Origin of the sequence: Shewanella sp. SNU WT4 (assembly GCF_006494715.1) — a bacterium.
Classification (GTDB): Bacteria; Pseudomonadota; Gammaproteobacteria; order Enterobacterales; family Shewanellaceae; genus Shewanella.
The window spans coordinates 2,034,517-2,059,835 of the sequence record NZ_CP041151.1 but is presented as its reverse complement, the minus strand read 5'-3'; the positions used below and the strand labels follow the sequence as shown (position 1 = coordinate 2,059,835).

Sequence of the window (25,319 nt, the reverse complement as noted above, 5' to 3'; positions counted from 1 at the left end):
TAAATCCTTCATGCTTCTGAGCTTTTCTTATTATTACTATCTGTTGCCACAGTGGCGTAGATAGCGAATAACACGCTTGCCATTGTGGCCAACCTCCTTGGTTCGGCAGCGGCAGTGTAAGATAAACTCAACCTTCCGGATCATTTTTTTACTTTATGAATTCGGATACACAATGAAAACCTCCACCCAATTCGGTAGTATTTTAATTATCGCGGGCACCACTATTGGTGCGGGCATGCTTGCCTTACCTCTTGCGGCCGCAGGCCTTGGCTTTAGCTTAGCCATCAGCTTAATGATCTTTTTTTGGCTGCTCATGAGCTATACCGCCTTACTGATGATTGAAGTTCATCAAGATGCCCCAAAACAAGTCAGCTTACATGGCTTAGCACATCACTATTTAGGTAAAACAGGTCAATGGGTAGCGACCTTTGCCATGCTGTTTTTATTCTACGCCTTATGCTCAGCTTACATAGCTGGCGGCTCAGAGCAGTTAAGTCAGCGGGTATCTAGCTTATTTGAGACTGACATAGCATCACCTTGGGTAGCATTAGTGTTTACCGCCTTAGTGGCAGGCTTAGTGACTGTAGGAACTCGCACTGTTGATTGGGTTAATCGCTGCTTGTTTGCGGTAAAAATGCTGGCATTAGTGTTAATGTTTTTTATCTTACTACCAAAGGTTGATGTCAGTCATTTAGCCGCAGCGCCAGTATCACAAGGATTATTAATTAGCGCCTTACCTATTATTTTCACCTCGTTTGGTTTTCATGGTTCTATTCCATCTGTGGTGCGTTACTTAGGTAAAGATACCTCAGCACTAAAGCGCGTTATTTTAATTGGTTCTGCCATTCCGCTAATCATTTATTGTTTATGGTTACTGGCAAGCCAAGGCTCCTTAAGTCAAGCAAGCTTACTGGCAAACCCAGGCTTAAGCGCCATGCTGCTGCAATTATCAACTTTAGTGTCACACCCGTTCATGAGTAACGCTGTGAACTTATTTGCTGAGCTCGCATTAGCCACCTCCTTCCTAGGGGTCAGTTTAGGTCTGTTTGATTTTGTGCAAGACATGCTTAAAAGCCGACGCATTACCGCAAGTATCGTGACCTTTGTGCCGCCATTAGTCTTTGCGATTTTTTACCCGCAAGGCTTTATTTTAGCCTTAGGCTACGCCGCCGTGGCACTGGTGATTTTAGCTATCTACTTGCCTGTGGCTATGGTGCTAGTTAAACGCAAACAAGCAAGTCCACATGGTCAATACCAAGTGCAAGGTGGCAAGCTATGCTTAGCCCTGGCTACTTTAGCGGGAAGCCTCATCATAGTGGCTCAGTTCTGGCCAGCGTAATCAGACACAGTTCTTAATAATAAACCGCTAGAAATGATAAAGGGCACTTGCTAACAAGTGCCCTTTTTTTTGTGTCTGTCACATAATTAGCTTATGGATAAATACTGTCTTGCCCTTCTGGGCGAGTTTTTAAAATCTTCAAAAACCACATGTATTGTTCTGGAAACGCTGAAATAACAGCTTCCACGGCATGATTTAAGGCGAGCGCTTCTTGCTCTTTACCCGCCATCGACTCTTCACTAATGGCAGGCATCACAGTTAATTTAAATTGATGAGTCTTATCATCATAACCAATCTTAATTGGTAGCACTTTAGCATTGCCTGCACTGGCTAAGCGCCCAACGACGGGTAAGGTAGCCTTAGTGGTTGCAAAAAATGGAGCAAAAACACTGTTTTTAGGGCCTAAATCTTCATCGGGTAAATAAAAGAAGCTATTGCCCTGCTTTAACTCACTTAATAAGGCGCGAATACCCGCCTCTCGCATATAGACGTTGCCGCCTAACCGACTACGAGTGCGATTATTAAACCAGTTGAATAATGGATTGCGGTGGGCTTTAGCCATAGTCACCAAGGCTGGTAAATCCATGTTTAAGCGCAGACCCGCATAATCTATACCCCACACATGTGGCATGATAAAGATAATGCTTTTACCTTCTGCGCGCGCGGCCTGTACATGCTCAAAGCCTTCAAGAGCAACGCGGCGGCGAATATGATTTTTAGAGCGAACCAGTAATTCAGCCTGCCCCATTAAAATCATCACAAAATGGCGCACGTTTTCACGTACTAATTCATCTACTTGCTCAGAGGTTTTATCCGGAAAACAGCAATGAATGTTGGCTTTGGCTATCGCTATGGGTTTACCGGCAAACCGATAGACGCCGCGAGCAATGAAGCTGGCTAATTTATCGCGCACACAGGCTGGAATATAAGCCAATACACCCATTAAAAAGATAGCAAGCCAAGTCGGCCACAATTTAGGATGCAATAAGGCCCAGTCAAACCGGCGGTCAAAATACTTACTCGTGGAATTTTCTGAAGTCATGGGATGAAGAGTGTCAGACAAAATGTCATACGAAAAGGAGCGTTCAATACTAAACAAAGGACAAAAAAAAAGCCACTGAAACAGTGGCTTTTCTAGATTATTTAGACTTCTGAATATCAGAAAGTTCTACACGGCTTTTTAATTTTTGGCCTGGACGGAAAGTCACCACTCTGCGAGCAGAAATTGGGATATCTTCACCAGTTTTCGGGTTCCGTCCCGGTCTTTCATTCTTTTCCCTGAGGTCAAAGTTGCCAAAGCCGGATAACTTGACCTGTTCACCATTTTCGAGAGCACCACGGATTTCCTCGAAAAACGACTCAACCATCTCTTTCGCCACTCTCTTATTCATGCCAAGAGTCTCGAAAAGATGTTCTGCCATTTCGGCTTTGGTAAGTGCCATACTTTAATCCCTCAACGATGCGTTGAACTCGGTCTTGAGCGCAGAAACAACAGAATCTACCATTTCGGCGATCTCTTTCTCTTCAAGTGTACGAGCGTTGTCTTGTAAGGTAAGTGCGATAGCTAAGCTCTTTTTGCCTGGCTCAACACCCTTACCTCGGTATACGTCAAACAAGTTTATTCCAACCAACTGATTTTCGCCAACTTTTCTTATCATTTTTACTACATCGCCGGCGCAGACAGCTTCATCAACTACGAGAGCTATATCACGACGGTTAGCAGGAAACTTAGATACAGCCTGAGCTAGCGGCAAATTAGCATGTAATAAGGCGTCTAACTGCACCTCAAACACTAAGGTCTTACCATTCAGGCCAAAAGCCTTTTCATGGCTAGGATGCACGGCGCCTATTACGCCGATCACTTGATCATTCCTCAGAATTTCAGCACATTGCCCTGGGTGCAGTGCGCTGTGTGACGCTTTTTTAAACGTAAATTCTGAATCAGCGGCTGTCAAGCCGATAATGGCTTCTAAGTCACCTTTAATGTCGAAGAAATCAACTGCTTTGGTAGCCATGTCCCAATGTTCATCGGCCAAAGTACCAGTGATGACAGCGCCTAACATGGCTTGCTGGCGAACACCGGATTCGGCAGTTTCATCAGGAACAAAGCGTAAACCGGTTTCAAACAAGCGCACACGTGATTGCTGGCGAGCTTGGTTATAACCGACTGCGTCTAATAATCCAGTGAACATTGACAGACGCATGGCTGACATTTCCACTGATATTGGATTTGGCAGTGTCATGGCAGCTTCATTCGGGTGCAGAATATTCTGCTGCTTTGGATCAACGAAGCTATAAGTAATGGCTTCTTGATAACCGCGCGCCGTTAATACACCACGAACTTTACGTAAGCTAATATCCGCTTCATTGTGATCTGTCATGCGCAGCGCAGCAACAGGGGCAATGTTCGGGATATTGTTGTAACCGTAGATACGTGCAACTTCTTCGATTAAGTCTTCTTCAATCGCCATATCAAAACGATAAGTCGCAGTCGTCACCGACCAATCGCTGCCCTGCTGACTCACAGTAAAGCCCAGCATGGTTAAGATAGTGGTGACATCGGCATCAGCAATCACATGACCTAACACCTTGTCTAACTTGCTGCGACGCAGCAATAAGGTAACTGGCTTAGGTAAGAATTGTTCATTAACGACTTCAACCACGGGACCGGCTTCACCGCCACAAATATCAAGGATTAAGCGGCTTGCTCTATCCATGGCCTTGTGTTGCAGTTCAGGGTCGACACCACGTTCAAAGCGATGTGAAGAATCCGTATGTAAGCCTAAACGACGCGATTTACCCATGATGGCTAGAGGCGCGAAGAAAGCGCATTCTAGGACGATATCCGTCGTCGTGTCGCTCACACCTGTGTCTTGACCGCCAAACACACCGGCAAGTGCCACTGGCTTTTGGCTATCACAAATCACTAAGGTATCGTTAGGAACAGTGATTTCACTGCCATCTAATAAAGTCAGACGCTCTTCACCATTGCCAAGACGAACATTAATGTCACCGTCAAGCTTAGCGAAATCAAAAGCGTGCATTGGCTGGCCGAACTCAACCAGAACAAAGTTAGTGATATCAACGATAGGATCTATGCTGCGAATACCGCTGCGACGCAGTTTTTCCTGCATCCATAATGGCGTGGCCGCTTTTACATTGATGTTGTTGATAACGCGAGCTAAGTAACGCGGACACGCTTGTGGCTCAGCCACATTGACGTTAACAGCAACATCTGTGCTGGCAACGACGCTATCCCACTTAGGTTCAATCGCTTCAATACGATTTAACACAGCAACTTCACGGGCTAAACCTGCCATGCCTAAGCAATCGGCGCGGTTAGCCGTTAAATCCACTTCGATAATCGCATCGTTTAAGTGCAGATAATCACGCACATCAGTGCCAAGTGGCGCATCTTGTGGCAATTCGATAATACCATCGCTTTCGATGTTAATACCTAACTCACCAAAAGAGCACAGCATGCCGTGTGACGGTTGGCCACGCAGTTTGGCTTTCTTAATTTTGAAATCGCCAGGTAATACTGCGCCAACCATAGCCACAACTACGCGAAGGCCAAGACGACAGTTAGCGGCGCCGCAAACTATGTCTAATAATTCATCACCGCCAACATTGATTTTGGTAACGCGTAATTTATCAGCATCAGGATGCTGAGCGCATTCAACCACTTCACCTATGACTACACCGCTAAAATCAGCAGCTACTGGGTCGATACCATCAACCTCAAGACCAGCCATAGTAATTTGATGGGATAATTCGTCACGACTAATCGCAGGATTCACCCATTCACGAAGCCAAGATTCGCTAAATTTCATTGAGTATTGCTCCGCTTATTTAAACTGTTTCAGGAAACGCAGGTCATTTTCAAAGAAGGCACGTAAATCGTTTACGCCATAACGCAACATGGCTAAACGCTCAACGCCCATACCAAATGCAAACCCAGAATATTTTTCAGGGTCAATGCCTACACTTCGTAAAACATTAGGGTGCACCATGCCGCAACCTAATACTTCTAACCAACCATTCTGACCTTTAACATCCACTTCTGCCGAAGGCTCAGTGAATGGAAAGTAAGATGGACGGAAACGTACTTCTAAATCTTGCTCGAAGAAGTTACGCAGAAAATCGTGAAGAATGCCTTTCAATTCAGCAAAGTTCACATGTTCATCAACCAACAAGCCTTCAACTTGGTGGAACATTGGGGTGTGAGTCATATCGTAATCGTTACGATAAACCCGGCCAGGAGAAATGATACGCAGTGGTGGCTGCTCATTTTCCATGGTGCGAATTTGCACGCCCGATGTTTGCGTACGCAACATCAACTTAGGATTAAAGTAGAAGGTGTCGTGATCAGCGCGCGCTGGGTGATGCTCTGAAATATTCAAGGCGTCGAAGTTATGAAAATCATCTTCGATTTCTGGGCCTTGCTTAACGCTAAAGCCTAACTCACCGAAAAAGCTTTCAATGCGTTCAATCGTACGAGTCACTGGGTGTAATCCACCATTGACTAAGGTACGACCTGGCAAGGTAACATCGATGAGTTCAGCGGCTAATTTAGTTTCTAACTCAGCCGATTTTAAACTCTCTAACTTTTGGCTTAATGCCTGCTGCACTTGCTGCTTCGCCAAGTTGACTTTTTGACCGAACAGAGGCTTCTCTTCTGCGCTCAAGGTGCCCATGAGCTTCATCATGTCGGTAATTTTGCCTTTCTTACCTAGATAATCGACGCGAATTTCATCCAATGCCTTAAGGTCATTGGTGGCGTCGATCGTGGCGATAGCCTGTTCTACGATCTCGGTTAACTGCTGCATCTTCTCTTCCACTGCGTTGTTATCAGTTGCACTGTCCAAAGACGAGTACACACGGTTAAAGTGCTATCCATTATCTGCGAGCAGCTAGACATGCTCATAGCGTGTCGCCATCATGGTAAACGCAACACAATAACAGATAAAAAGAGACAAAGTTTACGACACGAGCGCCTATTTGACTAGGGTATATCAGGGCTTAAGCGTGAAAAACTCCCTTAAAAGAAGCTATTTAACTTAAGTTAACCACAATCGATAATGACTAAGCCGTGCTCGCCTTAAAAATTGACCTTAACTCACTCAAGAGACTTGAATCGTTAGAACAAAATCCTTACAAGCGCTACATTAGTGCCACAGGGCTTGGCGGCCAATAACCGCCTATGGTGCAGACTAAAAACTCACAAAAATCACTAACACAAGAGGATGACTTGCTAATTGACTACAAATTATGATTCGATATGGCAAAGGAAGGAATCCCATGACCATGCCCCATCAATCTTTTAAACGTTTTTGGCAACAAAATATCGCGGTAAAACTCACTGCCATTCAAGCCTTGGTAGCCCTTTTTATTATTGCAACCACGCTATGGGTGCTGCTTGGCATTGCCCAAAATAATCAGAACAACCAACTGGAACGCCAAAACCTGCAACTTGGGCACCTAGTCGTCAGTGAACTCAATTCTGTCACCTTTCAAATTTCAGCCTTAGTGCAAATGATGGCGACCACGGCTGAAATTTATCAACAGCAGCCGCAAACCTTAGCGATTTCTGTTCCCGCGTTGCTATCGATGGAAAGTCAGCAAACCTTAATCGTGGGCGGCGGTATTTGGCCTGCACAACGCAGTGAAAATAATAACAGTTTGTTTTTTGCGCGTAACAGCGCCAATAAACTCCTAATAAATAATGATTATAATCAGAAAAATGCTAAAGATTATCGCCAAGAACCTTGGTATTTAGCCGCCAGTTTGCTGCCAAGAGGCAAGGTCTATTGGTCACAGTCTTACCTTGACCCTCATACCTTAGAGCCTATGGTGACCGCGAGCGCACCTATTTGGTCACATCATCAGTTACTTGGAGTCGCCAGCGTTGATTTAAGTTTACAAGGACTGTCTAAATACCTTAATCAGCAGCTTAAGCATCAATCTGGCTATGTGTTAATCGCTGATAATTTTCAACATATACTCGCAAAACCGTTGGGATTAACTGAATTAGCTAAGCAAGCCACCAATCTGACTGAACTCAGTCAGGCCTTGCCACAATATCAGTCATTATTAAATCGCATTAACCACGTGCATACTCGTTTAATGGCCGCCACTATCCCGCTGGATGATCAAGCATTATTCGACAAAACCTTTAAGCATTTTCCTGCTGAACAAAGGCAAATACTAAGTCATCGCTTGGCGTGGCATTTAAACGCAACGGCGCCAAGCTCTCTGCCTTTAGCGCAATTTGAGCAAGATGACCCTTTATTTAATGATAAGAGCAATGTCAGCATTCTGATGATGCCTAATACCTATTGGCAAGTCATCACCTTTACCCCAAATTCGCTACTTGCCGGCAATGCGCGGCATATTGTTGATCAAGTAGGTATTTATTTAATCCTCATTCAGATTATTGCGCTTATCTCTCTGTTTGTGGCGCTCAATAAAGTCTTAGTGGTGCCACTACGATTACTGGTTAATGCGTTAACCAATAACCGCCATGAGCAATTAGAAATAAGCGGTAATCGCCCCGATGAATTAGGCACCTTGGCGCGCGCTTTAGTCGGTCAAACTCAGCAACTGGATAAAGCCATAGCTAGCCTCGAAGCCAGCCAAGCGGCATTAGAAGAGGAATTGGCCGTCCACCAGCAACTGCAAGCCCATTATATGCGCGGCTGCACTTATCATAATGCCCTGATGGCATCAAATGAATTACTGTATTCAGTGAAAGACTTAAGCGGTAAACATATTGCTTTGAATGCGGGGTTATGCCAGTTACTAGAGCAAGAATCGCAAGCATTCGTGGGATTAACCAACCAAGCAATATTCCCAGAAAAAATAGCGCAGATTGAAGATAGACAAGATTTACGGGCCAGAGACAACCTAGCTATGGTGCGCTACCACTTGCAACTCACCATCTTAGGAGAAATCATTCATTTTCAAATGTGTAAAATCCCAGTATTGGATGACCAAGGTGAAATGACAGCCATCATCACCTTGGCCATAAAGCTCAGTTAAACCACGATTGAATAAACAACTTAACTACTGAGCAGCACCACTCACTTATGGCGCTCGACATCGACCACATAATGCCCAGAGAGCCAATTGCGACCGATAAGGAGTTTTTGGCTCATCTTAGTTCGGTCTCTTAGATTCACTCGCACTTTGTACTCAAGCCCTGGTTCCCCTAAGCTCAAGTCCACCATGTAGCGCACTTCTGAGCCTTGGGAGTTACGAATTAACGAGGTATCCACGATTTTGGTGGTCACTACGGCCTCTTGCCCCGCTTCATTACTGGTGGTGAAGCGAATTTCCTTGCCTATGTTATTTCGCATATCCTTAGTATCTTCTGCCGCTATGTGAATATTGGTCGCATGCAAAGACGTTTCTACCGCGCCAGTATCAATGCGCGCCAGATACACGAGATCTGACTCCAGTACTGAGATGTTTGCTTTAGCGCCAATGACGGGCTTCTCATCCACATCGACTAAATAGTGACCCTTAACCCAATTGCGACCAATCAAGAGCTTATAATCCATATGGCTGCGATCCCTAAGATTGACATTAACAGTGCGGATGTCACGACCAAAGCCGACTGGCAATGCCACCATGTAGCGGCTTTCTGTTCCTTGGGCATTTTTGACCGTGGCTATATCGACAATTTTGGCGGTTAACTCAACGGACTGGCCGTGATTATCCTCCGTAGTAAAACGAATAAACTTACCTATGTCTTGCTGTTTATTGTCTGCAGCGCCGCCAACAACGTTCAGATTAACGGCATGGAGTGATGAATTCGACGCGCCAGTATCAATGCGCGCAGTAAAAGGCAACGACGAATCGCCGATGTGAAACACTTCTGATGGTCCAAGGACAGGTTTGGAATAAGCAAAAACTTGGGTAGAAAATAAAACAATAATGAGTACAAACAAACGTCTCATGATGATCCTCTCGCTAATTAGGCTACTTGGGTAAACCACCCCTTAGCCTGTTCAGATTGACTCAAGGCGAACACTTTAAAAGGACAACTGCTAATAGTCCATAAACTAATAATCCCAGCATTCATTTCTTTGGTATCCGCTAGGATTACAATTTTGGAAAAATCATCAAGATGCAGCAAGCTAAAGCAAGTCTCACTCCATAAGGCTTTAAGGCTAAAACCCGTAAAATCATGACCAAACTCAAGCCATAAACGTACGCTTGCGTGATCTTGCAATAAGCGCTCAATGGCAGGGATCATAGTCTCACTCATATCCACATGAGTGAGCTGCTGATTGACTCGATAAGCAATAACATCATGATCAAACCCTGAAATTGTCGTTAGCATATGCTCTGCGCCTCTTAACCTGCCTGTGAATATTTACTGACTATGTCATTAATTGTTATATCAAAGATATTTTTCATTAAGCCAGTTAATTCATGAATAAACGTCAATTGCTCTGAGGTCACAGGTCGCTGACCGACAGCGCCTAACACTTCTTCTAAGTCAAACATCACAGCATCAACTTCTTTAATAATTTGATTACGATCGGCGGCGCGCAGCTGCGGGTTTTGGCCACACACTTGAATGATTTGTACGGCTAATTGATCTTCGAAAATAGCCATCACGGTCGGAGTATCTACCGTTGTATTAGCGCTAGACTGGCTAAACAAAGCTAAGTTGTCAGAGAGATAATTAATGAGCGATGAATAAGCTTCAGTTTCTGTCACCATAGTAAACTCCTTTTACTTCAATACCCTTTCCGATACCCCGTGGGTGGTGTAATAGCAAAGCAGTCAAATGACTGGCTATAGATAACTATAGGTTAACGATGAAAAAATTCTAGATGAGAAGTAAAAGCTTGCCGCCATTAACTATGATGGCGGCGCAATATTGATAAATAGATAAAATGACAAGGTGGGTTTAATTCGCATAAAATACGAGCAAGCAACGGTATTAACCTCGCTAAACCGCTTTAATTTAGCCATAGCTAACAGCAAAGTATTAATGACAAGCTTAAGGCGCTAAACGTTCAATCTGCCATGGCTCTGTTACCGCGCTTCGTTGGTAAAGGAAGCGATCGTGCAGTCGATTCGCCCCGCCCTGCCAAAATTCAATGGAAGCGGCTTTAACTCTATATCCGCCCCAAAAACTCGGTAATGGCACTTCACCATTAGCAAACTTTTGCTTCATTTCTAGAAATTTAGCTTCAAGGATCCCGCGCGCACTAATGGGCGAAGATTGCTTAGAAACCCAAGCGGCAATTTGGCTGTCTTTTGGACGATTGACAAAATAACTCAGCACATCGTTAGTTGATAATGGCTCGGCAATGCCTGAGACTGCGACTTGACGCTCTAGCATGTGCCAAGGGAACAGTAAACTAATGTGGCTATTGTCAGCCAATTGCGCGGCTTTGCGGCTACCTAAATTAGTAAAAAAGATAAAGCCTTGCTCATCAAAGCGCTTTAATAACACTATACGCTGCCATGGCTGACCATTGGCATCCACAGTTGCCACCACCATAGCGGTTGGGTCGGATAAATTAGCCTCAGCGGCTTGCGTCATCCACAACTCAAATAACGCCATAGGATCATTAGGGAGATCTTTGCGCCTTAATCCAGCCTTGAGGTATTCACGCCTTACATGGGTTAAATCAGTCATTACGCCGTCCATGAAATATAAAAACACGCAGTCATCATAAAAAAAACCTGTGTATTAGACACAGGTTTTTTAATTGAACTTAAATGAGCTTATTTGATTAAGCCTTTACCGTCAGCCCAAACGTGCAGCATTTCCAGGCCTAAGGTCGCGCCAGCTAAGGCTGTGATTTCAGCACTGTCATAAGCAGGAGCAACTTCCACTACGTCCATACCCACGATATTCATGCCGCGTAAACCACGAATGATTTTGAGCGCTTTGTCTGACGTCATGCCGCCAATCACTGGAGTACCAGTGCCTGGTGCATAACAAGGATCGAGACAATCGATATCAAAAGTAACGTACAGTGGCATATCGCCCACACGCTCGCGAATTTGACGAACTATCTCATCACTGCTGAGTTCATTGGCAGTTGCAGCATCGATAACCTGATAACCATGACCTTCTGGGTTATATTCAGTACGAATACCTACTTGCACTGAATGCGCAGGGTCAACTAAGCCTTCATTCGGTGCATGGAAGAACATAGTGCCGTGATCATACTTACTGCCTTGGCTATAAGTATCGGTATGCGCATCAAAATGCAGTAATGCCATAGTGCCATGGACTTTATGATGAGCGCGCAGCAGAGGTAAAGTCACAAAGTGATCGCCACCAAAGCTTAATAAGCTCTTGCCTGATTCCAGCACTTTTGTTGCGAATGCTTCAACACGAGCAGTAAAGTCTTCAGCATCGCCGCAGTTGTAAACTAAATCACCAGCATCAACAATTTTTACGAAATCCGCTAAACGGAAGTTCCAAGGCCAACGCTTTTCTTCCCAAGCTAAGTTGGTTGATGCGTTTCTGATGGCGCGAGGACCCATACGTCCGCCACTGCGGCCAGTCGTTGCCATATCAAATGGTAAACCAATCACGACAACGTCAGCATCGCTTTCTAAAGGTCTAAAATCTAACGGTTGACGTAAGTAACCAAATGCATTGGAAAACAATGAATAATCTGGTTTTTCTGCAATAGTGGTCATAACACACTCCAAGGGGATGGCTTTGCCATCAAATCAAAGATATTCAGGGCTAGCGGCTTGAGTTTTTAGCATTGCAAATTGGCTAAAGTCAAGAGTATAGCCCTGTTCCAAAGGCAGTGAGCAGCTTCCAACCTTGTGATAGGCGGGAAAGTTGTGACTATGCATTTCACTATTAAGACCGAACCATTGCCAATATTGCGGCTTAAATAAGCGAATTAGGGCGCTTAATATGGCAGCATGGTATTCGGAATTATCGAGATTACTCTCGAAACTAACATATGACATCTGTGTCTGAGGCGAGATATGCAAGCTGACATAATGCTGCTGCCTCACTCCATTTAGCGAATAGCCATATGGAGAAAACACATGATCATCATATACCAAATCGGGTAGACATAAGGTTATGGCTAACACGTGTCTACTGTCACTGACCGCTACACCTTGCCCTGCCACACTTTGCTGGCGAAAAGCTAGCGCTAGATCAGCGTCAATATGATACATACTTAGGCCAAAAAAGGCCTCATTAATCTTTGTTATGCTGGGGTTTACATAGCGGTAAACTGCCATAGTGAGCGGTGCTTGGCCAAGTTGCCACTGCTGTCCACCTAAGGTGGCAATCAGCCTGTCACTATCATCACTAAATTGACTAAGTTGTAGCTGCGCTTGATATTCATGCTTACGCACAAAGGTCACAGCAGCGATTGATTTAACATCCACAGAATCAATCAGCCATAGCAGCGCGTTACATAATGGGGTGCTACCACAGGTCAGCATCACAATTTTATGAGGCCAAATAAATAGGCTCGACTCACTGAGCACATAGCTATGACATAGGCCTTCGCCATCACTATGCACTTGCCGTGAAACTATATTGACGCCCACGCACTCACATAAACGCTCAGCAAGCGTATCTGCAATAGCGCTAAAATCTGGGCAGGCCAATACTCCAGAGCTTGGTGGAAGTAAGGAGAGTTCAAATTTTTTTTCGACTGGCTCAAAAAACATGAACACTCCTTAACGCCTACACTAGGTAACGCTATAAGTCTATCGCATGCAATCCTGACTTTATGCCTAAAGTCAGGACCCAAAGACTAGCTATTATAAGTCCTCAAGGTAGGTATAACCTTCTAGACCCGCCTGCAACTCTTCTAAAATCAGCGCGCGTTCATCTTCAGCGATATGTTGATGCACCAGTTCTTCATAGGTGCGCATAAACTCAACCGCATCTAAGTTCACATACCTAAGTACGTCAGCGACTGTGTCACCCGCCAGAACCGATTCAATATTGGCTTTACCGCCATCTTCAACCCACACGACTGCTGAGTTAGTGTCACCAAAGAGATTATGCATATCGCCTAAAATCTCTTGATAAGCGCCCACCATAAAGAAGCCTAATAAGTATGGGCTATCTGCCTTCCACTTAGGCACAGGTAAGGTAGATTCGATACCTTGACCATCGACATACTGATCAACAATACCATCTGAGTCACAAGTAATATCGAGCATCACAGCGCGGCGCTCAGGATATTTATCGAGTCCTGACAATGGCAGCACAGGGAAAACTTGATCTATGCCCCAAGCATCCGGTAATGATTGGAATAATGAGAAATTAACAAAAAACTTATCCGCTAATCTTTCATTTAATTCATCAATGATTGGCCGATGGAAACGGTTTTTAGTGCTCAGTAATTGCTGCAACTCATAACTTACGCGTAAGTTCATTTGCTCAGCCCAAGCTCGCTCGGCCAGTGATAGTTGCCCCATGGCAAATAATGACTGCGCTTCAGCTAAGTCATGTTGGCTGTCATGATAAATTTCAATCAAGGCGCGCGAATCGGCGCGAGCACTGATTTCATTCCATGATTGCCACATGTTGTGCAATAGCTGCGGCGCTTCATCGCTTGGCGCTATTACTCGCTCAGGGGTGTAGGCTTCAGTGCCAATCACATCTGAGATTAATACCGCATGATGAGCCGTTAAATGGCGACCAGATTCAGAAATGATCCGCGGCATTGGCTGATCATATTCGGTACACATATCAAATAACACATTGACTATGTTGTTAGCGTATTCGGCTAAGCCATAGTTCATTGAGTTATTAGACTGGCTACGAGTACCATCATAGTCCACAGCTAAACCACCGCCGACATCGAAACAATCAATCTCAGCACCTAACTTACGCAGCTCGCAGTAAAAACGTGCCGCTTCACTCACCCCTTGGCGGATATCACGAATGTTAGACATCTGCGATCCCAAGTGGAAATGCAGCAATTGCAAACAATCGAGCATATTGGCTTGCTTGAGCTCGTCAATCACTGACAAAATTTGCGCCGCTGATAAACCAAATTTTGATTTTTCACCGCCACTGGCCTGCCACTTGCCCTTGCCTTGGAATGCCAAACGCGCACGTAAACCTAAGCGCGGTGTCACGCCCAATTTGGCAGCTTCAGCCATCACCATGGTCAGTTCTGACATTTTCTCCAGAACGATATAAACCTTATGGCCTAATTTCTCGCCAATCAAAGCTAAACGGATGTATTCACTATCTTTATAACCGTTACAAACAATGACTGAGCTCGCTTTTTGCGCCATAGCTAATACTGCCATTAGCTCAGGCTTACTACCCGCCTCTAAGCCTAATTGCGGTACCGCATTGGTTTTCTGGCTGGCCAGAATTTCTTCAACAACCGTTTGCTGCTGGTTAACTTTAATCGGATAAACCAGCAAATAATCATTTTGATAACTGTACTTGGCGATGGCTTGGTTAAAAGCCTGACACAAGCTATGCACTCTGTGGTGCAATATTTGTGGAAAACGCACTAGTACCGGTAACGACACCCCAGCTTTAACCATATCGCGAGCAAGCTTGTTCAAACCAATACTGTTAAGGGGTTGGGCCGGATCTGGAGAAACGGTCACTTCACCGTCATCATCAATCCCATAAAAACCTTGGCTCCAATGTGCAACGTTATACCCAGCACGAGCATCTTCAATCGACCATTCTTTCATTCAATGTGCCTGTCTTCTCTCATAAGGAGAGTGGATGGAGGTAATATCACCTCATGTTTAACAAAGCCTACAGCAGCCTTGGCTGTAGCGCGCAACAACAATACACAGATGCCCGCAGGCAATTTACAGCTTAAATTAGCATCTTTGTTAATCAACCCGGTGAAACCGAGCCATTAACTGGTTTGTTGTGTGATCTCTGAGCGACAAACTCACGTAAATAATACCGCGCTAACGCTTAACGATTGGCTCAGTTAGCCAATAATATGAAGGGATAAAGCGGATTACCTAGGTTCACTAAACGGCGCAATTAAACATGCGTACTATTGATAATGCAAGTAAAAATAACAATAAATGTGCATTTTTTGTAACGCAGCTGGCATGATTAATACCTGAAGAAATCCGCTGAGTTTACAATTGCTTTATCTACAGGCCAGTTATTGGCTGCTAAGGCTAATTGATCTTCGCTTGCCACTACGAATTACACTATAATCTGCCAGTATTTCGTTAACTGAATTTGAGGTTTCATGATTCAACTCGGTAAGACCAGCACGCTGGAAGTCGTTAAACAAGTCCCATTTGGCTATTACCTCAATGCATTAGAATTAGGTCAGGTATTATTACCAAACAAATTGGCACCCAAAAGTTGTCAAATTGGTGATCAAGTTGAGGTATTCCTTCACTTAGATTCTGAAGACCAGATCTTAGCCACCACCCGCATGCCTAAGGCACAAGTTGGCCAGTTTGCTAGTCTCAAAGTCGTATCGACTAGTCGTTTTGGTGCTTTTTTGGATTGGGGATTAGATAAAGATTTATTGCTTCCCTTTGCCGAGCAAGAAAAGCCATTAGAAGTCGGTAACTACGTCTTAGTTTATATTCACATTAACCATGCTGACGACCGTATTGTGGCTTCTGCCAAACTCAATAAGTTTGTCGACAAAGCCCCTGCCTTTTATAACGAAGGCGAGCAAGTGGATTTATTAATTGCAGGCCGCACTGACCTAGGTTACAAAGCCATCATCAATGGCGCTCATTGGGGCGTATTGTACAAAGATGAAGTGTTCCAAATCCTAAAGCCTGGTTATAAGACCAAAGGCTACATCAAGCGCATGCGCTCTGATGACAAAATTGATTTGCAACTGACTCGTGGCACTAAAGATGAATTAGATAGCCAAAGCCTGTCAATCATGATCAAACTGCAGCAAGCCGGTGGTTTCTTACCTTTGACTGACAAGACAGATGCTGAAGTGATTTATCAGACGTTAGCCATGAGTAAAAAAGCCTTCAAAAAATGTATTGGCGGCCTGTACAAGCAACAAAAAATTGATATCCAAACCACGGGTATTCGCTTAATCGAAGACTAAGCTCTACGCTCAGTTTTCGCGCCCAAGCTAGGCGCTGTGTGTAAAACCAGCATACAGTGTCTAGCTTGGTCTATTTTTCATAGGCAATAGTCATTCCCTTTGTTATAACAAAGAGACATCGTCTGTGGAGTGTTGCAATGGAACTAACTAGCTTAGAAGCACGAGTAATAGGTTGTTTACTCGAAAAAGAAATCACTACCCCCGAACTTTACCCACTCTCTCTTAATAGCTTAACTCAAGCCTGTAATCAGAAAACCAGTCGTGAACCCGTGATGGCATTAACTGAGGCACAAGTACAAGATGTGCTCGATAATTTAGCCAAAAAACGCCTTGTTAGCAGCGCCTCAGGCTTTGGTAGTCGCGTTAATAAATACCAACATAGATTTTGTAATACTGAATTTAGTGATCTGCAGTTTTCGAAGGCCCAAGTTGCCATTGTCTGTGTACTCTTGCTGCGCGGCCCACAAACGCCTGGCGAGCTAAGAACTCGCTGCCAACGTCTGTTTGAATTTAATGATACCCAAGCCGTTGAACAAGAATTACAAGCCTTGGCTAATTTTACTCAGCCAATTGTGCTTATGCTGCCCCGCCAAGCTGGTAAACGCGAATCTCGCTTTAGCTGCCTCTTAACCGAATCCGCTGAAGCCAACATCAGCAGTGACGACACTCAAGAATATGAGCCTAGCGCTGATAGGATTACCGCACTAGAACTGCAAGTGCAGCAATTATCAGAGCGCTTATCTCAACTTGAAAAGCTATTGGAATAAACTGGAAACACTATGACCCCCAAGCACCAAGTATCACTAATAGTGAGCAAAGAAGTCACTCGAGCCCTAATGACTCGCCGCGGATTATTAGGTTTAAGCATTTTTGTCGGCATTTGGCTATTGCTGTTCATCTATCCGATTAATCAAGCCAGTCAAATCGTCAGTATGCCGATAGTTATCGACTTACTCAGAAGCTATGGTTTGCATCAGCAAATAAATGCCTTATTAAGTTGGTCAAGCCCGGAGCAGATGCTCTACTGGGGGCTCGGGCTCTATTTATTTCCGCTGTACACCCTACTTCTGTGTGCTGATATGTTTGCGAGCGATAAGCATAACGGCACTCTTAAGTTTATCTGTCTACGCACAGGAAGATTTCGACTATTTTACGGCCGCTTTATCGGCCAAATGTTGATTCAACTCGCGTTAGTGCTTGCCGCCGCAGTGCTCGCCTATATCATGGCTATCATTGCTGATAAACAAGCGAGTGTTAGTGCCTTAGCGTCAAGCACAGTATTTATTACTGTAAGCTTACTCCCCTATACCGCCTTACTGGCATTATTGTCCTTATATGCCAAGAGTGCGCGCCATGCCAGCATGCTAGCTGCCGCGGTATTATTGGTGGCTAGCGTATTGAGTTTAATCATCAATGCCAGCATTCCTGAGCTTAACTTTCTCAATCTGATTATGATTGGCTCGCAAACCACTGACATGCTACTCGCAACCGGCGCCTCGGCTTTTGCCTATATCCCCTTACCTATTGCCCAAACGATAGTACTACTGGTGATTGGTCACTTTTATCTAAAACGGATGTCTCTATGACCATAATTCAGATTACTGAGCTCGCTAAGAGTTACCAAAAACCAGTACTGCGCGGCATTAATATTAAGATTAATAAAGGCGAGCCAATTGCCTTAGTGGGTGCCAATGGCGCGGGTAAAACCACCTTATTTAGCTGCATTGCCGGTTTCATTCCCTTTGATTCAGGTGTGATATCTGTATTAGGAGAACAACCTGGCTCACCCAACTTAGTGAACCGCATTGGCGTGTTACCCCAAGATGCTAGATTAAACCCAGATGAAACCATTGAAGCTCAATTAAGTTTTTTGGCACAACTGCAAGGACTGAGCAAAGCCCAAGCATTAGCCGAAAGCCAAAGAGTGTTGGGGTTAGTTGATTTACAAGCCCATGGCGCGGCAAAACCAGTACAACTCAGCCACGGCATGGCCAAGCGCGTGGCGATTGCTCAAGCATTAATAGGTACGCCCGAGCTAGTGTTACTGGATGAGCCAACAGCAGGGTTAGATCCACTCAATGCCCGCGAGTTAAGACAACTGATTAAATCATTAAGTAGTCATACTACTTTTATCATTAGCTCTCACAATTTAGATGAGCTTGAAAGCTTATGCCGCGAGGTTTATTACCTCGAAAATGGGCAGATTAGTCGTCATTTAGATTTACACGACCAACAGCAATCTTGCTTAAGCCTTGAATTACTGCGTGAAACCCCACTTGCTAAACAAGCGTTAGAACAATTGGAAACCGTCACTCAGGTGTCTAGCACTCAAGATCGGGTATTTATCATAAATTATCACGACAATTCGGGCATGGCATTAGAGCAAGCTATTTTCAGGCTGCTAGCGCAGCAAGACTGGCCATACAAACTATTGATGCAAGGTAAAACTCTAGAAGAATCACTCTTCGGCTAGAGCAATTAAACTACATTAAAGCATACACCTATGTGATGTTTGTATGAGTACAGACATCACATTTACACTCACCCTGCCCGATTATCCATATCCGATAGCCACCATGTCACTGACCTGAACACAAGCACCTCTATATAACCAATTGCAGCGAACCAAAAAGAGTTTGATGAAAAACATAGAGTAATCACAGAGAAATAGCATCGACTAATGCTAAAAATGCAGCAACAAGTCAGCCTAGGTGCATTAAGCTAAAACATGAGAAATACTAAATGTGAAATTTGCGGTTTGCGGTTTGCGGTTTGCGGTTTGCGGTTTGCGGTTTGCGGTTTGCGGTTTGCGGTTTGCGGTTTGCGGTTTGCGGTTTAAAGCTTAACTAAGAACCTTGTTAAAACCTAAATTTTAGACATAAAAAAGCCATGGTAATTACCACGGCTTTTAATTGACTCTCGATAAGAGCCTTAAGCGGAATTAACCAACGATGGTTACGTTCTCAGCTTGAGGACCTTTCTGGCCTTGAGTTACAGTGAACTGCACTTTCTGACCTTCGTCTAAAGTTTTGAAACCATCTGAGTTGATAGCACGGAAGTGAACAAACACATCTGGGCCAGACTCTTGCTCGATGAATCCGAAACCTTTGTCAGAGTTGAACCACTTAACTACACCAGTTACTTGAGACATAATAGTCATCCTGTACATAAATAATAAAAAGCCTAACGGCGGTAGAGCTGAAAATGCCAGTTTTACTTATGTGAACAGGACAAGTTTGGTCGCATTGTATACATAAATATAAGCCTAACGTTCTAGCTTGAATGACTATAACCCATTACAAACAGAAGTCAACAAAATAAGTGGTTTTAGGCAGGTAAAATTATTGCAATTGATCAACATTATCCAAAAACCACCACTAACTGGCTAAATTATAGCTTACACTTCAAGTGGTTACTCTTTGTTCGTCACAACAATAAAATTACAATTTAGCCTGTCAACTCAGGTTAATCGCGCTGATATAACACTAATTGGAAATCCAATTCGCAGCAGAATCCTGATTGCTGTAACGTCGCTTTTTGCTCATCAGAGAGCTTCCAAGCGTACGGGGTCATTTGTAAAAAGTGTTTAATCATTAGCGGATCTTGTAACCTCAATTCAGAGCAAACTCGCTCCTGCATCACAAGGCTAAATCCTACCAATTCAGGCACTGTATCTTGATGTAATCTCGGGGTCTCATAAATCATCTTTTTGATGGCAAAATGATGAGTTTCACCGGGCGATACAGTTAATAACAAGCCCCCCGACTTTAACACTCGTTGCAACTCTGATAGTTCTGATGGTGCATAAATCCGTAGCATCGCATCCATAGAATCCGTGCCATAAGGCATATCATAACTACTAGCGACCGCAAAACTAAGATCAGAGTAGCGTTTAGCAGCGTAGCGTAATGCGCTGCGCGAAATATCTAAGCCATCAATGTTAATGTTAAAGCCTGACTCTTGTAGGCACTTAGCGAGACGACCTGTGTAGTAACCCTCACCGCAGCCAATATCCAGCAAGTTCTTGGCATCAGCAGGTAAATGCTCAATCAGCACCTGGTTTACCCTATCGCTTAAACATTGATAAAAACCAGCATTGAGAAACTCACGCCGGGCAAACATCATTTCCTTGTTATCACCAGGGTCTTTAGATTTTTTCTTATTAACGGGTAATAAATTGACGTAGCCTTCTTTGGCGACATCAAAACTATGGCCGCTGGCGCATAGCCATGAGTTAGCGACGCCCTGCTGACTTGGCAGAGTTAATTCTTGCTTACATATGGGACAACGATAACTCATTACACACCTTATCCAACGGGAAATAATCTTAACGCTAGTGAGACTAATTACACTCGCTGTTATCCGCATTAGTGCAGACTTAACGCTAATAACAGCTAAATTGGGCTTAAGTGTACTGTCATGGTGATTGTTTTGCATCTTTGCCAAGCTAAGCGAGCAATTTTTGACTGCTTAGCGCATTTTTAAACCGATAACGAGGCCGAATTTGGTGATGCTATGCCTCAGAGTCCTTGATGGTGGTAAGATAAGCCTCATAACTCTCTACAGGTATCACTCTCATGGCATCCATGCCCCAGCCCACATTTTTTTGGCACGATTATGAAACGTTTGGCGCTGTGCCGGCTAAAGATAGACCAGCGCAATTTGCTGGAATACGCACTGACCATGAGTTTAATATCATAGGCGAGCCAGTCACCTTTTATTGCACACTTGCCACCGACTATTTACCGCAACCAGAAGCGATTCTGATCACAGGTATTACGCCGCAATTAGCCAATTTAAAAGGCATGCCTGAAACTGAATTTATGGGGCGAATTCAAGCTGAATTTAGTCAAGCCAATACCTGTGTGGTTGGTTATAATTCGCTGCGCTTTGATGATGAAGTGACCCGCTATGGTTTCTATCGCAATTTTATTGATCCTTATGCCAGAGAATGGCAACAAGGTAATTCACGCTGGGACATAATAGATTTAGTAAGAGCCTGTTATGCCTTACGCCCAGAAGGGATTAACTTTCCATTAAAAGCCGATGGCAGCCCAAGCTTTAAATTAGAAGACTTGAGCGCCGCCAATGGCTTAAGCCATGAAAAAGCCCATGATGCCCTTTCAGATGTCTATGCCACTATCGGTTTGGCAAAATTAATCAAACAATTACAACCTAAGTTATTTGATTATTATTTTTCCATGCGTCGTAAGCAGCAAGTGGCTACTATGGTTGATGTCCTTAATATGCAGCCTTTAGTGCATATCAGTAGCAAAATTCCAGCCAGTCAAGGCTGCCTGACATTAATTGCACCTGTGGCTTACCATCCTGATAATAAAAATGCGGTGATTTGTGTCAATCTCGCTATGGATATTGCGCCTTTGCTTGAGTTAGATGTCGAGCAACTGCGTGAGCGTTTATATACCCCCAGAGCCGACCTTGCTGATGACGAATTACCTGTGGGCTTAAAACAAATTCATTTAAATAAAAGTCCATTTATCGCCCCAGCCAAAACCCTGACCGATGATAATGCTGCGCGTTTAGGTTTTGATAAAGAATTTGCGCGTGCTCAATATAAGCAATTACGTCAGCATAGCGAGCTTAGAGAAAAACTAGCCGCGGTATTTGACACCACCTATGAAAAACAAATCTCTGATCCAGATCTCATGCTCTATAGCGGCGGGTTCTTTAGCCATGCCGATAAAGCTAAGATGGAAATCATTCGCCATACCGCGCCGGATCAATTAGCGGGTTTATCACTCCAGTTTGACGATCCTAGATTACCTGAGATGCTATTTAGATATCGCGCGCGTAATTATCCCACCACGCTCACATATGATGAGAGCTTAAAATGGCGCGAGTTTTGTCAACAACGAATGTCTGATCCTGACTATGTGCTTAGAATAGAAAATCTGCTGGAAGAGACACAATCTGATCCAGACAAGCAGAAATTATTAGAAGCGCTGGTAAAATATTTGCAGTCCTTATAAGGAATATTACTCATGCCAACACCGTTCGTATCAGTATTAAATGCCATGCCAACGCAGTTAGCTGACGCATTAGCGCCCTTTTTAACCGAACAATTCGATGGTGCCTTGTCAGGTGCTCAATTGTCACATATTGCTGATAAAAGTCAGTTGTCATTGCAGCAAGTCTATTTAGCGCTGTTGCCTATTGCAGCTAAGTTAGCCAACCCGCCCATTAGTCACTTTCATGTGGGTGCGCTAGTCATTGGCGGTAGTGGCAATTTATATATGGGCGCGAACTTAGAGCTACCTAATCAAGCGCTTAATCATTCAGTGCATGCCGAGCAAAGCGCCATTAGTCACGCCTGGATTAAGGGCGAGACTGAAATTAAGGACATAATTGTTAATGCCAGTCCTTGCGGTCATTGCCGTCAATTTATCAATGAGCTGCACTTAGGAAAAAACATTAACATTCACTTGCCTGAGCAAGACACGGCGCCGCTTAGTTATTACTTGCCTTATGCCTTTGGTCCAAGTGATTTAGGGGTGACAACGCCGCTATTACACAAACATAGTGTGGCCTTAACTTATGCGAGCGATGATAAGTTAGTACAAACAGCATTAGAGCAAGCAAGTATAAGTTATGCGCCCTATTCGGCTTGTCATGCCGCCGTGGTATTAGAGATGAAAAGTGGCGAATATGTGATTGGACGTTACGCCGAAAACGCGGCATTCAATCCAAGTTTACTGCCGATGCAAATGGCGTTATCACACATCAATCTGCGCCGCTTAGATTATCAAGATATTCAGCGAGCGGTATTGGTTGAATCAAGTGCAGGGCAAATATCATTAGCCGACATGAGTCAAAGCAGCTTAGCCTCGGTATCTAACGTTAAACTTGAGAGCCTGATTGCCAGTGCATAGACGCTAACGTCTTAAGCCTATTAGCAGCACCTTTCAACTAACATGCCAGTCATACAATTGACTGGCATGTTAGTTTTTAGCACGAGTGATTACGAGTTAAACGATAAAAACGTATCTAAAAATGATCTAGTTCTTTTCTAATCGGGCCAACAGGCTTGAGGTATCCCAGCGATTACCGCCCATCGCTTGCACGTCGGCATAAAACTGATCCACTAAAGCAGTTAACGCAAGGGTTGAGCCATTGCGTCTAGCTTCATCTAAAGCAATCCCTAAATCTTTACGCATCCAGTCAATGGCAAATCCAAAATCAAACTCGCCTTGCCACATCGTTTGATAACGGTTTTCCATTTGCCAACTTTGTGCCGCGCCATGGCGAATAACATCAACAACGGCTTCACCATCGAGACCCGCTTTGCGAGCAAAGTGTAAACCTTCAGCCAAGCCTTGAACCACGCCAGCGATACAGATTTGGTTAACCATTTTAGTGAGTTGTCCCGCGCCAACCTCCCCCATACGTCGACTGCAACGCGCATAAGCACTGATAACAGCGGTAACTTTATCGATAGTTTCCGCATTGCCGCCCATCATGACAGTCAGCGTACCATTGACGGCGCCAGCTTGGCCGCCTGAGACTGGAGCGTCAATAAAATCCACTTGTCGACACTTAAGAATTCGAGAGAGTTCGCGGGCAACATCCGCCGATGTGGTGGTATGATCAACTAAAATAGTGCCAGGACTCACACCTTCGGTAATACCTTGCTCACCTAACACCACTTGGCGTAAGTCATCATCATTACCCACGCAGATAAAAACAATGTCACATCCTGCTGCCGCTTCTGCAGCGGTGGCGCGCCACTTGCCGCCATATTCTTCAGCCCAAGCTCGAGCCTTAGCTTGAGTGCGGTTATAGACCTGTACTTGATGGCCCGCTTTGGCTAAATGTCCCGCCATGGGATAGCCCATAACGCCCAATCCAATAAAGGCAACGTTCGCCATAACCTCAGTCTCCTGTTTGTTTTTTGCAAGTTTAACAAACAGAGAACAATTGAACAGCATAAAAAAGGCCGTTGCCGGCCTTTAATTACAGATGGAGGTGAGCTTCCATTTCAGCGCCTATTTTTTTGCGCATTTCCATGAGACGGATAGCTGAGCTATGTAGCTCAATATCGGCAGGGGTTGCAGGGACCCATTCAGGCACAGCGGCTGGCTGACCGTCATCATCCACGGCCACCATAATGACAATACAATGAGTGGTTAATACAAATTCACGGGTTTTAGGATCGCACGCCTGCACATCTATGCCGATATGCATAGAAGTCCGGCCGGTATAAATCACTTTGGCCGTGACTTCGACCAAGCTACCCACTTTAACTGGTTTAACAAAGCGAATGCCGCCAGCATATACAGTAATGCAATATTGACCACTCCAGCCTGCTGCACAAGCATAGGCAGCTAAGTCAATCCATTTCATGACAGCGCCACCGTGAACTTTGCCACCAAAGTTCACATCTGTGGGCTCAGCCAAAAATCTTAAGGTAATCGCACGTTGTCGTTCCATAGCTTACTCAAATCATTACTTTTACTTAATTGTAAGCCAAATTGCTGAGATTACCCATAAAGTATTGAAATCAAATTAGATAATGACCTGAGTTAACTAAGATTACTTAGAACTCATTACAATGAAGAAAGTACTAAGTACTATCATGGGTAAAGCTAATCTAAACAACCAAATTTGAGCTTGTTGTGATATGAGTTTTTTAAGCGGAGTGAACGAATACACGGCAAGGCCAATAGCAAAGACAGCGAGTAACTCCATTCCGGCAAAAAAGCCTTCGCCATCGGATGAGTAAATACCACTAACCAGCAAGGCAAACCACATCACTGTATAGCTAATCACGGCTAAAGTCAGGGTTACTGAGCCTAACGACAGTTGTGGGAATCGCTGCGCAGTTTCACCACGGGCAAAGTCGGTTAGATTGGCGGTTAACGCCCCAAGAGATAGCGCGCAAGGGATCACGATTAGATTTATCATTGACTGGA

At 44.3% G+C, this 25,319-nt stretch carries 24 protein-coding genes; 8 read left to right on the top strand and 16 right to left on the bottom strand.

The genetic code is table 11. The features are described 5' to 3' along the window. The first annotated feature begins 172 nt into the window (after window positions 1–172). Window positions 173–1,339, top strand: a complete 1,167-nt coding sequence (locus tag FJQ87_RS09220; RefSeq protein WP_140932388.1) for an aromatic amino acid transport family protein — start codon at window positions 173–175, stop codon at window positions 1,337–1,339. A gap of 91 nt (window positions 1,340–1,430) precedes the next feature. On the opposite strand, the gene lpxM is transcribed toward FJQ87_RS09220, so the two are convergent. From lpxM to pheS, 4 genes are all read right to left on the bottom strand, one after another. Further along, the gene (lpxM, locus tag FJQ87_RS09215) at window positions 1,431–2,381 is read right to left on the bottom strand and encodes a lauroyl-Kdo(2)-lipid IV(A) myristoyltransferase (RefSeq protein ID WP_140932387.1); all 951 of its coding nucleotides are present in this window, start codon (window positions 2,379–2,381) and stop codon (window positions 1,431–1,433) included. Between the two features lie 97 nt (window positions 2,382–2,478). Further along, complete coding sequence (locus tag FJQ87_RS09210) at window positions 2,479–2,781, bottom strand: integration host factor subunit alpha (RefSeq protein WP_140932386.1); 303 nt, start codon at window positions 2,779–2,781, stop codon at window positions 2,479–2,481. Between the two features lie 3 nt (window positions 2,782–2,784). After that, window positions 2,785–5,172 (bottom strand): phenylalanine--tRNA ligase subunit beta, encoded by a 2,388-nt coding sequence (gene pheT, locus FJQ87_RS09205; RefSeq protein ID WP_140932385.1) that lies wholly within the window; start codon window positions 5,170–5,172, stop codon window positions 2,785–2,787. A gap of 15 nt (window positions 5,173–5,187) precedes the next feature. Beyond that, window positions 5,188–6,168, bottom strand: a complete 981-nt coding sequence (gene pheS / locus FJQ87_RS09200; protein WP_140932384.1) for a phenylalanine--tRNA ligase subunit alpha — start codon at window positions 6,166–6,168, stop codon at window positions 5,188–5,190. Window positions 6,169–6,640: 472 nt separating this feature from the next. Here pheS and FJQ87_RS09195 point away from each other — a divergent pair, with 472 nt between their 5' ends. Beyond that, window positions 6,641–8,380 (top strand): PAS domain-containing protein, encoded by a 1,740-nt coding sequence (locus FJQ87_RS09195; RefSeq protein WP_168195168.1) that lies wholly within the window; start codon window positions 6,641–6,643, stop codon window positions 8,378–8,380. Between the two features lie 41 nt (window positions 8,381–8,421). Here the strand turns inward: FJQ87_RS09195 and FJQ87_RS09190 are convergent, their stop codons facing one another. The 7 genes from FJQ87_RS09190 to speA form a co-directional block, all read right to left on the bottom strand. Continuing rightward, window positions 8,422–9,300, bottom strand: a complete 879-nt coding sequence (locus FJQ87_RS09190; RefSeq protein WP_140932382.1) for a RimK/LysX family protein — start codon at window positions 9,298–9,300, stop codon at window positions 8,422–8,424. A 17-nt stretch (window positions 9,301–9,317) separates the two neighbouring features. Further along, on the bottom strand, window positions 9,318–9,686 hold the full coding sequence (locus tag FJQ87_RS09185) for an STAS/SEC14 domain-containing protein (protein WP_140932381.1): 369 nt from the start codon (window positions 9,684–9,686) through the stop codon (window positions 9,318–9,320). Window positions 9,687–9,700: 14 nt separating this feature from the next. Beyond that, window positions 9,701–10,072 (bottom strand): DUF3802 family protein, encoded by a 372-nt coding sequence (locus tag FJQ87_RS09180; RefSeq protein ID WP_140932380.1) that lies wholly within the window; start codon window positions 10,070–10,072, stop codon window positions 9,701–9,703. A gap of 283 nt (window positions 10,073–10,355) precedes the next feature. Then, window positions 10,356–11,000, bottom strand: a complete 645-nt coding sequence (pdxH, locus tag FJQ87_RS09175) for a pyridoxamine 5'-phosphate oxidase (protein WP_140932379.1) — start codon at window positions 10,998–11,000, stop codon at window positions 10,356–10,358. An 89-nt stretch (window positions 11,001–11,089) separates the two neighbouring features. Continuing rightward, the gene (speB, locus tag FJQ87_RS09170) at window positions 11,090–12,019 is read right to left on the bottom strand and encodes an agmatinase (RefSeq protein ID WP_140932378.1); all 930 of its coding nucleotides are present in this window, start codon (window positions 12,017–12,019) and stop codon (window positions 11,090–11,092) included. A gap of 33 nt (window positions 12,020–12,052) precedes the next feature. Next, window positions 12,053–13,024 carry a hypothetical protein gene (locus tag FJQ87_RS09165; RefSeq protein ID WP_140932377.1) on the bottom strand — a complete coding sequence of 324 codons (972 nt, stop codon included), beginning with the start codon at window positions 13,022–13,024 and terminating at the stop codon, window positions 12,053–12,055. A gap of 93 nt (window positions 13,025–13,117) precedes the next feature. Beyond that, the gene (gene speA, locus FJQ87_RS09160) at window positions 13,118–15,028 is read right to left on the bottom strand and encodes a biosynthetic arginine decarboxylase (protein WP_140932376.1); all 1,911 of its coding nucleotides are present in this window, start codon (window positions 15,026–15,028) and stop codon (window positions 13,118–13,120) included. Window positions 15,029–15,552: 524 nt separating this feature from the next. On the opposite strand from speA, the gene FJQ87_RS09155 reads away from it, so the two are divergent. The 4 genes from FJQ87_RS09155 (at window position 15,553) to FJQ87_RS09140 (ending at window position 18,862) form a co-directional block, all read left to right on the top strand. After that, window positions 15,553–16,389: a S1-like domain-containing RNA-binding protein gene (locus tag FJQ87_RS09155; RefSeq protein ID WP_140932375.1), complete on the top strand. Its 837-nt coding sequence runs from the start codon at window positions 15,553–15,555 to the stop codon at window positions 16,387–16,389. A 137-nt stretch (window positions 16,390–16,526) separates the two neighbouring features. Further along, complete coding sequence (locus FJQ87_RS09150; RefSeq protein WP_140932374.1) at window positions 16,527–17,156, top strand: YceH family protein; 630 nt, start codon at window positions 16,527–16,529, stop codon at window positions 17,154–17,156. 12 nt (window positions 17,157–17,168) lie between these two features. After that, the gene (locus FJQ87_RS09145) at window positions 17,169–17,975 is read left to right on the top strand and encodes an ABC transporter permease subunit (protein ID WP_140932373.1); all 807 of its coding nucleotides are present in this window, start codon (window positions 17,169–17,171) and stop codon (window positions 17,973–17,975) included. After that, complete coding sequence (locus FJQ87_RS09140) at window positions 17,972–18,862, top strand: ABC transporter ATP-binding protein (protein WP_140932372.1); 891 nt, start codon at window positions 17,972–17,974, stop codon at window positions 18,860–18,862. Before FJQ87_RS09145 ends, FJQ87_RS09140 begins: the two co-directional genes overlap by 4 nt. A gap of 468 nt (window positions 18,863–19,330) precedes the next feature. Here FJQ87_RS09140 and FJQ87_RS09135 read toward each other — a convergent pair whose 3' ends face one another. Both FJQ87_RS09135 and rlmA read right to left on the bottom strand, forming a co-directional pair. After that, window positions 19,331–19,540, bottom strand: a complete 210-nt coding sequence (locus FJQ87_RS09135) for a cold-shock protein (RefSeq protein ID WP_140932371.1) — start codon at window positions 19,538–19,540, stop codon at window positions 19,331–19,333. Window positions 19,541–19,854: 314 nt separating this feature from the next. Then, a complete protein-coding gene (rlmA, locus tag FJQ87_RS09130; RefSeq protein ID WP_140932370.1) occupies window positions 19,855–20,688 on the bottom strand; it encodes a 23S rRNA (guanine(745)-N(1))-methyltransferase in 834 nt (277 codons plus the stop codon). A 278-nt stretch (window positions 20,689–20,966) separates the two neighbouring features. On the opposite strand from rlmA, the gene sbcB reads away from it, so the two are divergent. After that, on the top strand, window positions 20,967–22,379 hold the full coding sequence (gene sbcB, locus FJQ87_RS09125; protein WP_140932369.1) for an exodeoxyribonuclease I: 1,413 nt from the start codon (window positions 20,967–20,969) through the stop codon (window positions 22,377–22,379). 12 nt (window positions 22,380–22,391) lie between these two features. Then, complete coding sequence (gene cdd, locus FJQ87_RS09120) at window positions 22,392–23,279, top strand: cytidine deaminase (RefSeq protein ID WP_140932368.1); 888 nt, start codon at window positions 22,392–22,394, stop codon at window positions 23,277–23,279. A gap of 126 nt (window positions 23,280–23,405) precedes the next feature. Here cdd and FJQ87_RS09115 read toward each other — a convergent pair whose 3' ends face one another. The 3 genes from FJQ87_RS09115 to FJQ87_RS09105 all read right to left on the bottom strand — a co-directional run bounded on the left by FJQ87_RS09115 (window position 23,406) and on the right by FJQ87_RS09105 (window position 25,311). Further along, complete coding sequence (locus FJQ87_RS09115; protein WP_140932367.1) at window positions 23,406–24,335, bottom strand: NAD(P)-dependent oxidoreductase; 930 nt, start codon at window positions 24,333–24,335, stop codon at window positions 23,406–23,408. A gap of 25 nt (window positions 24,336–24,360) precedes the next feature. Beyond that, window positions 24,361–24,837 (bottom strand): acyl-CoA thioesterase, encoded by a 477-nt coding sequence (locus FJQ87_RS09110; RefSeq protein WP_140932366.1) that lies wholly within the window; start codon window positions 24,835–24,837, stop codon window positions 24,361–24,363. Between the two features lie 102 nt (window positions 24,838–24,939). Further along, complete coding sequence (locus FJQ87_RS09105; RefSeq protein ID WP_140932365.1) at window positions 24,940–25,311, bottom strand: hypothetical protein; 372 nt, start codon at window positions 25,309–25,311, stop codon at window positions 24,940–24,942. Between the last annotated feature and the right edge of the window lie 8 nt (window positions 25,312–25,319).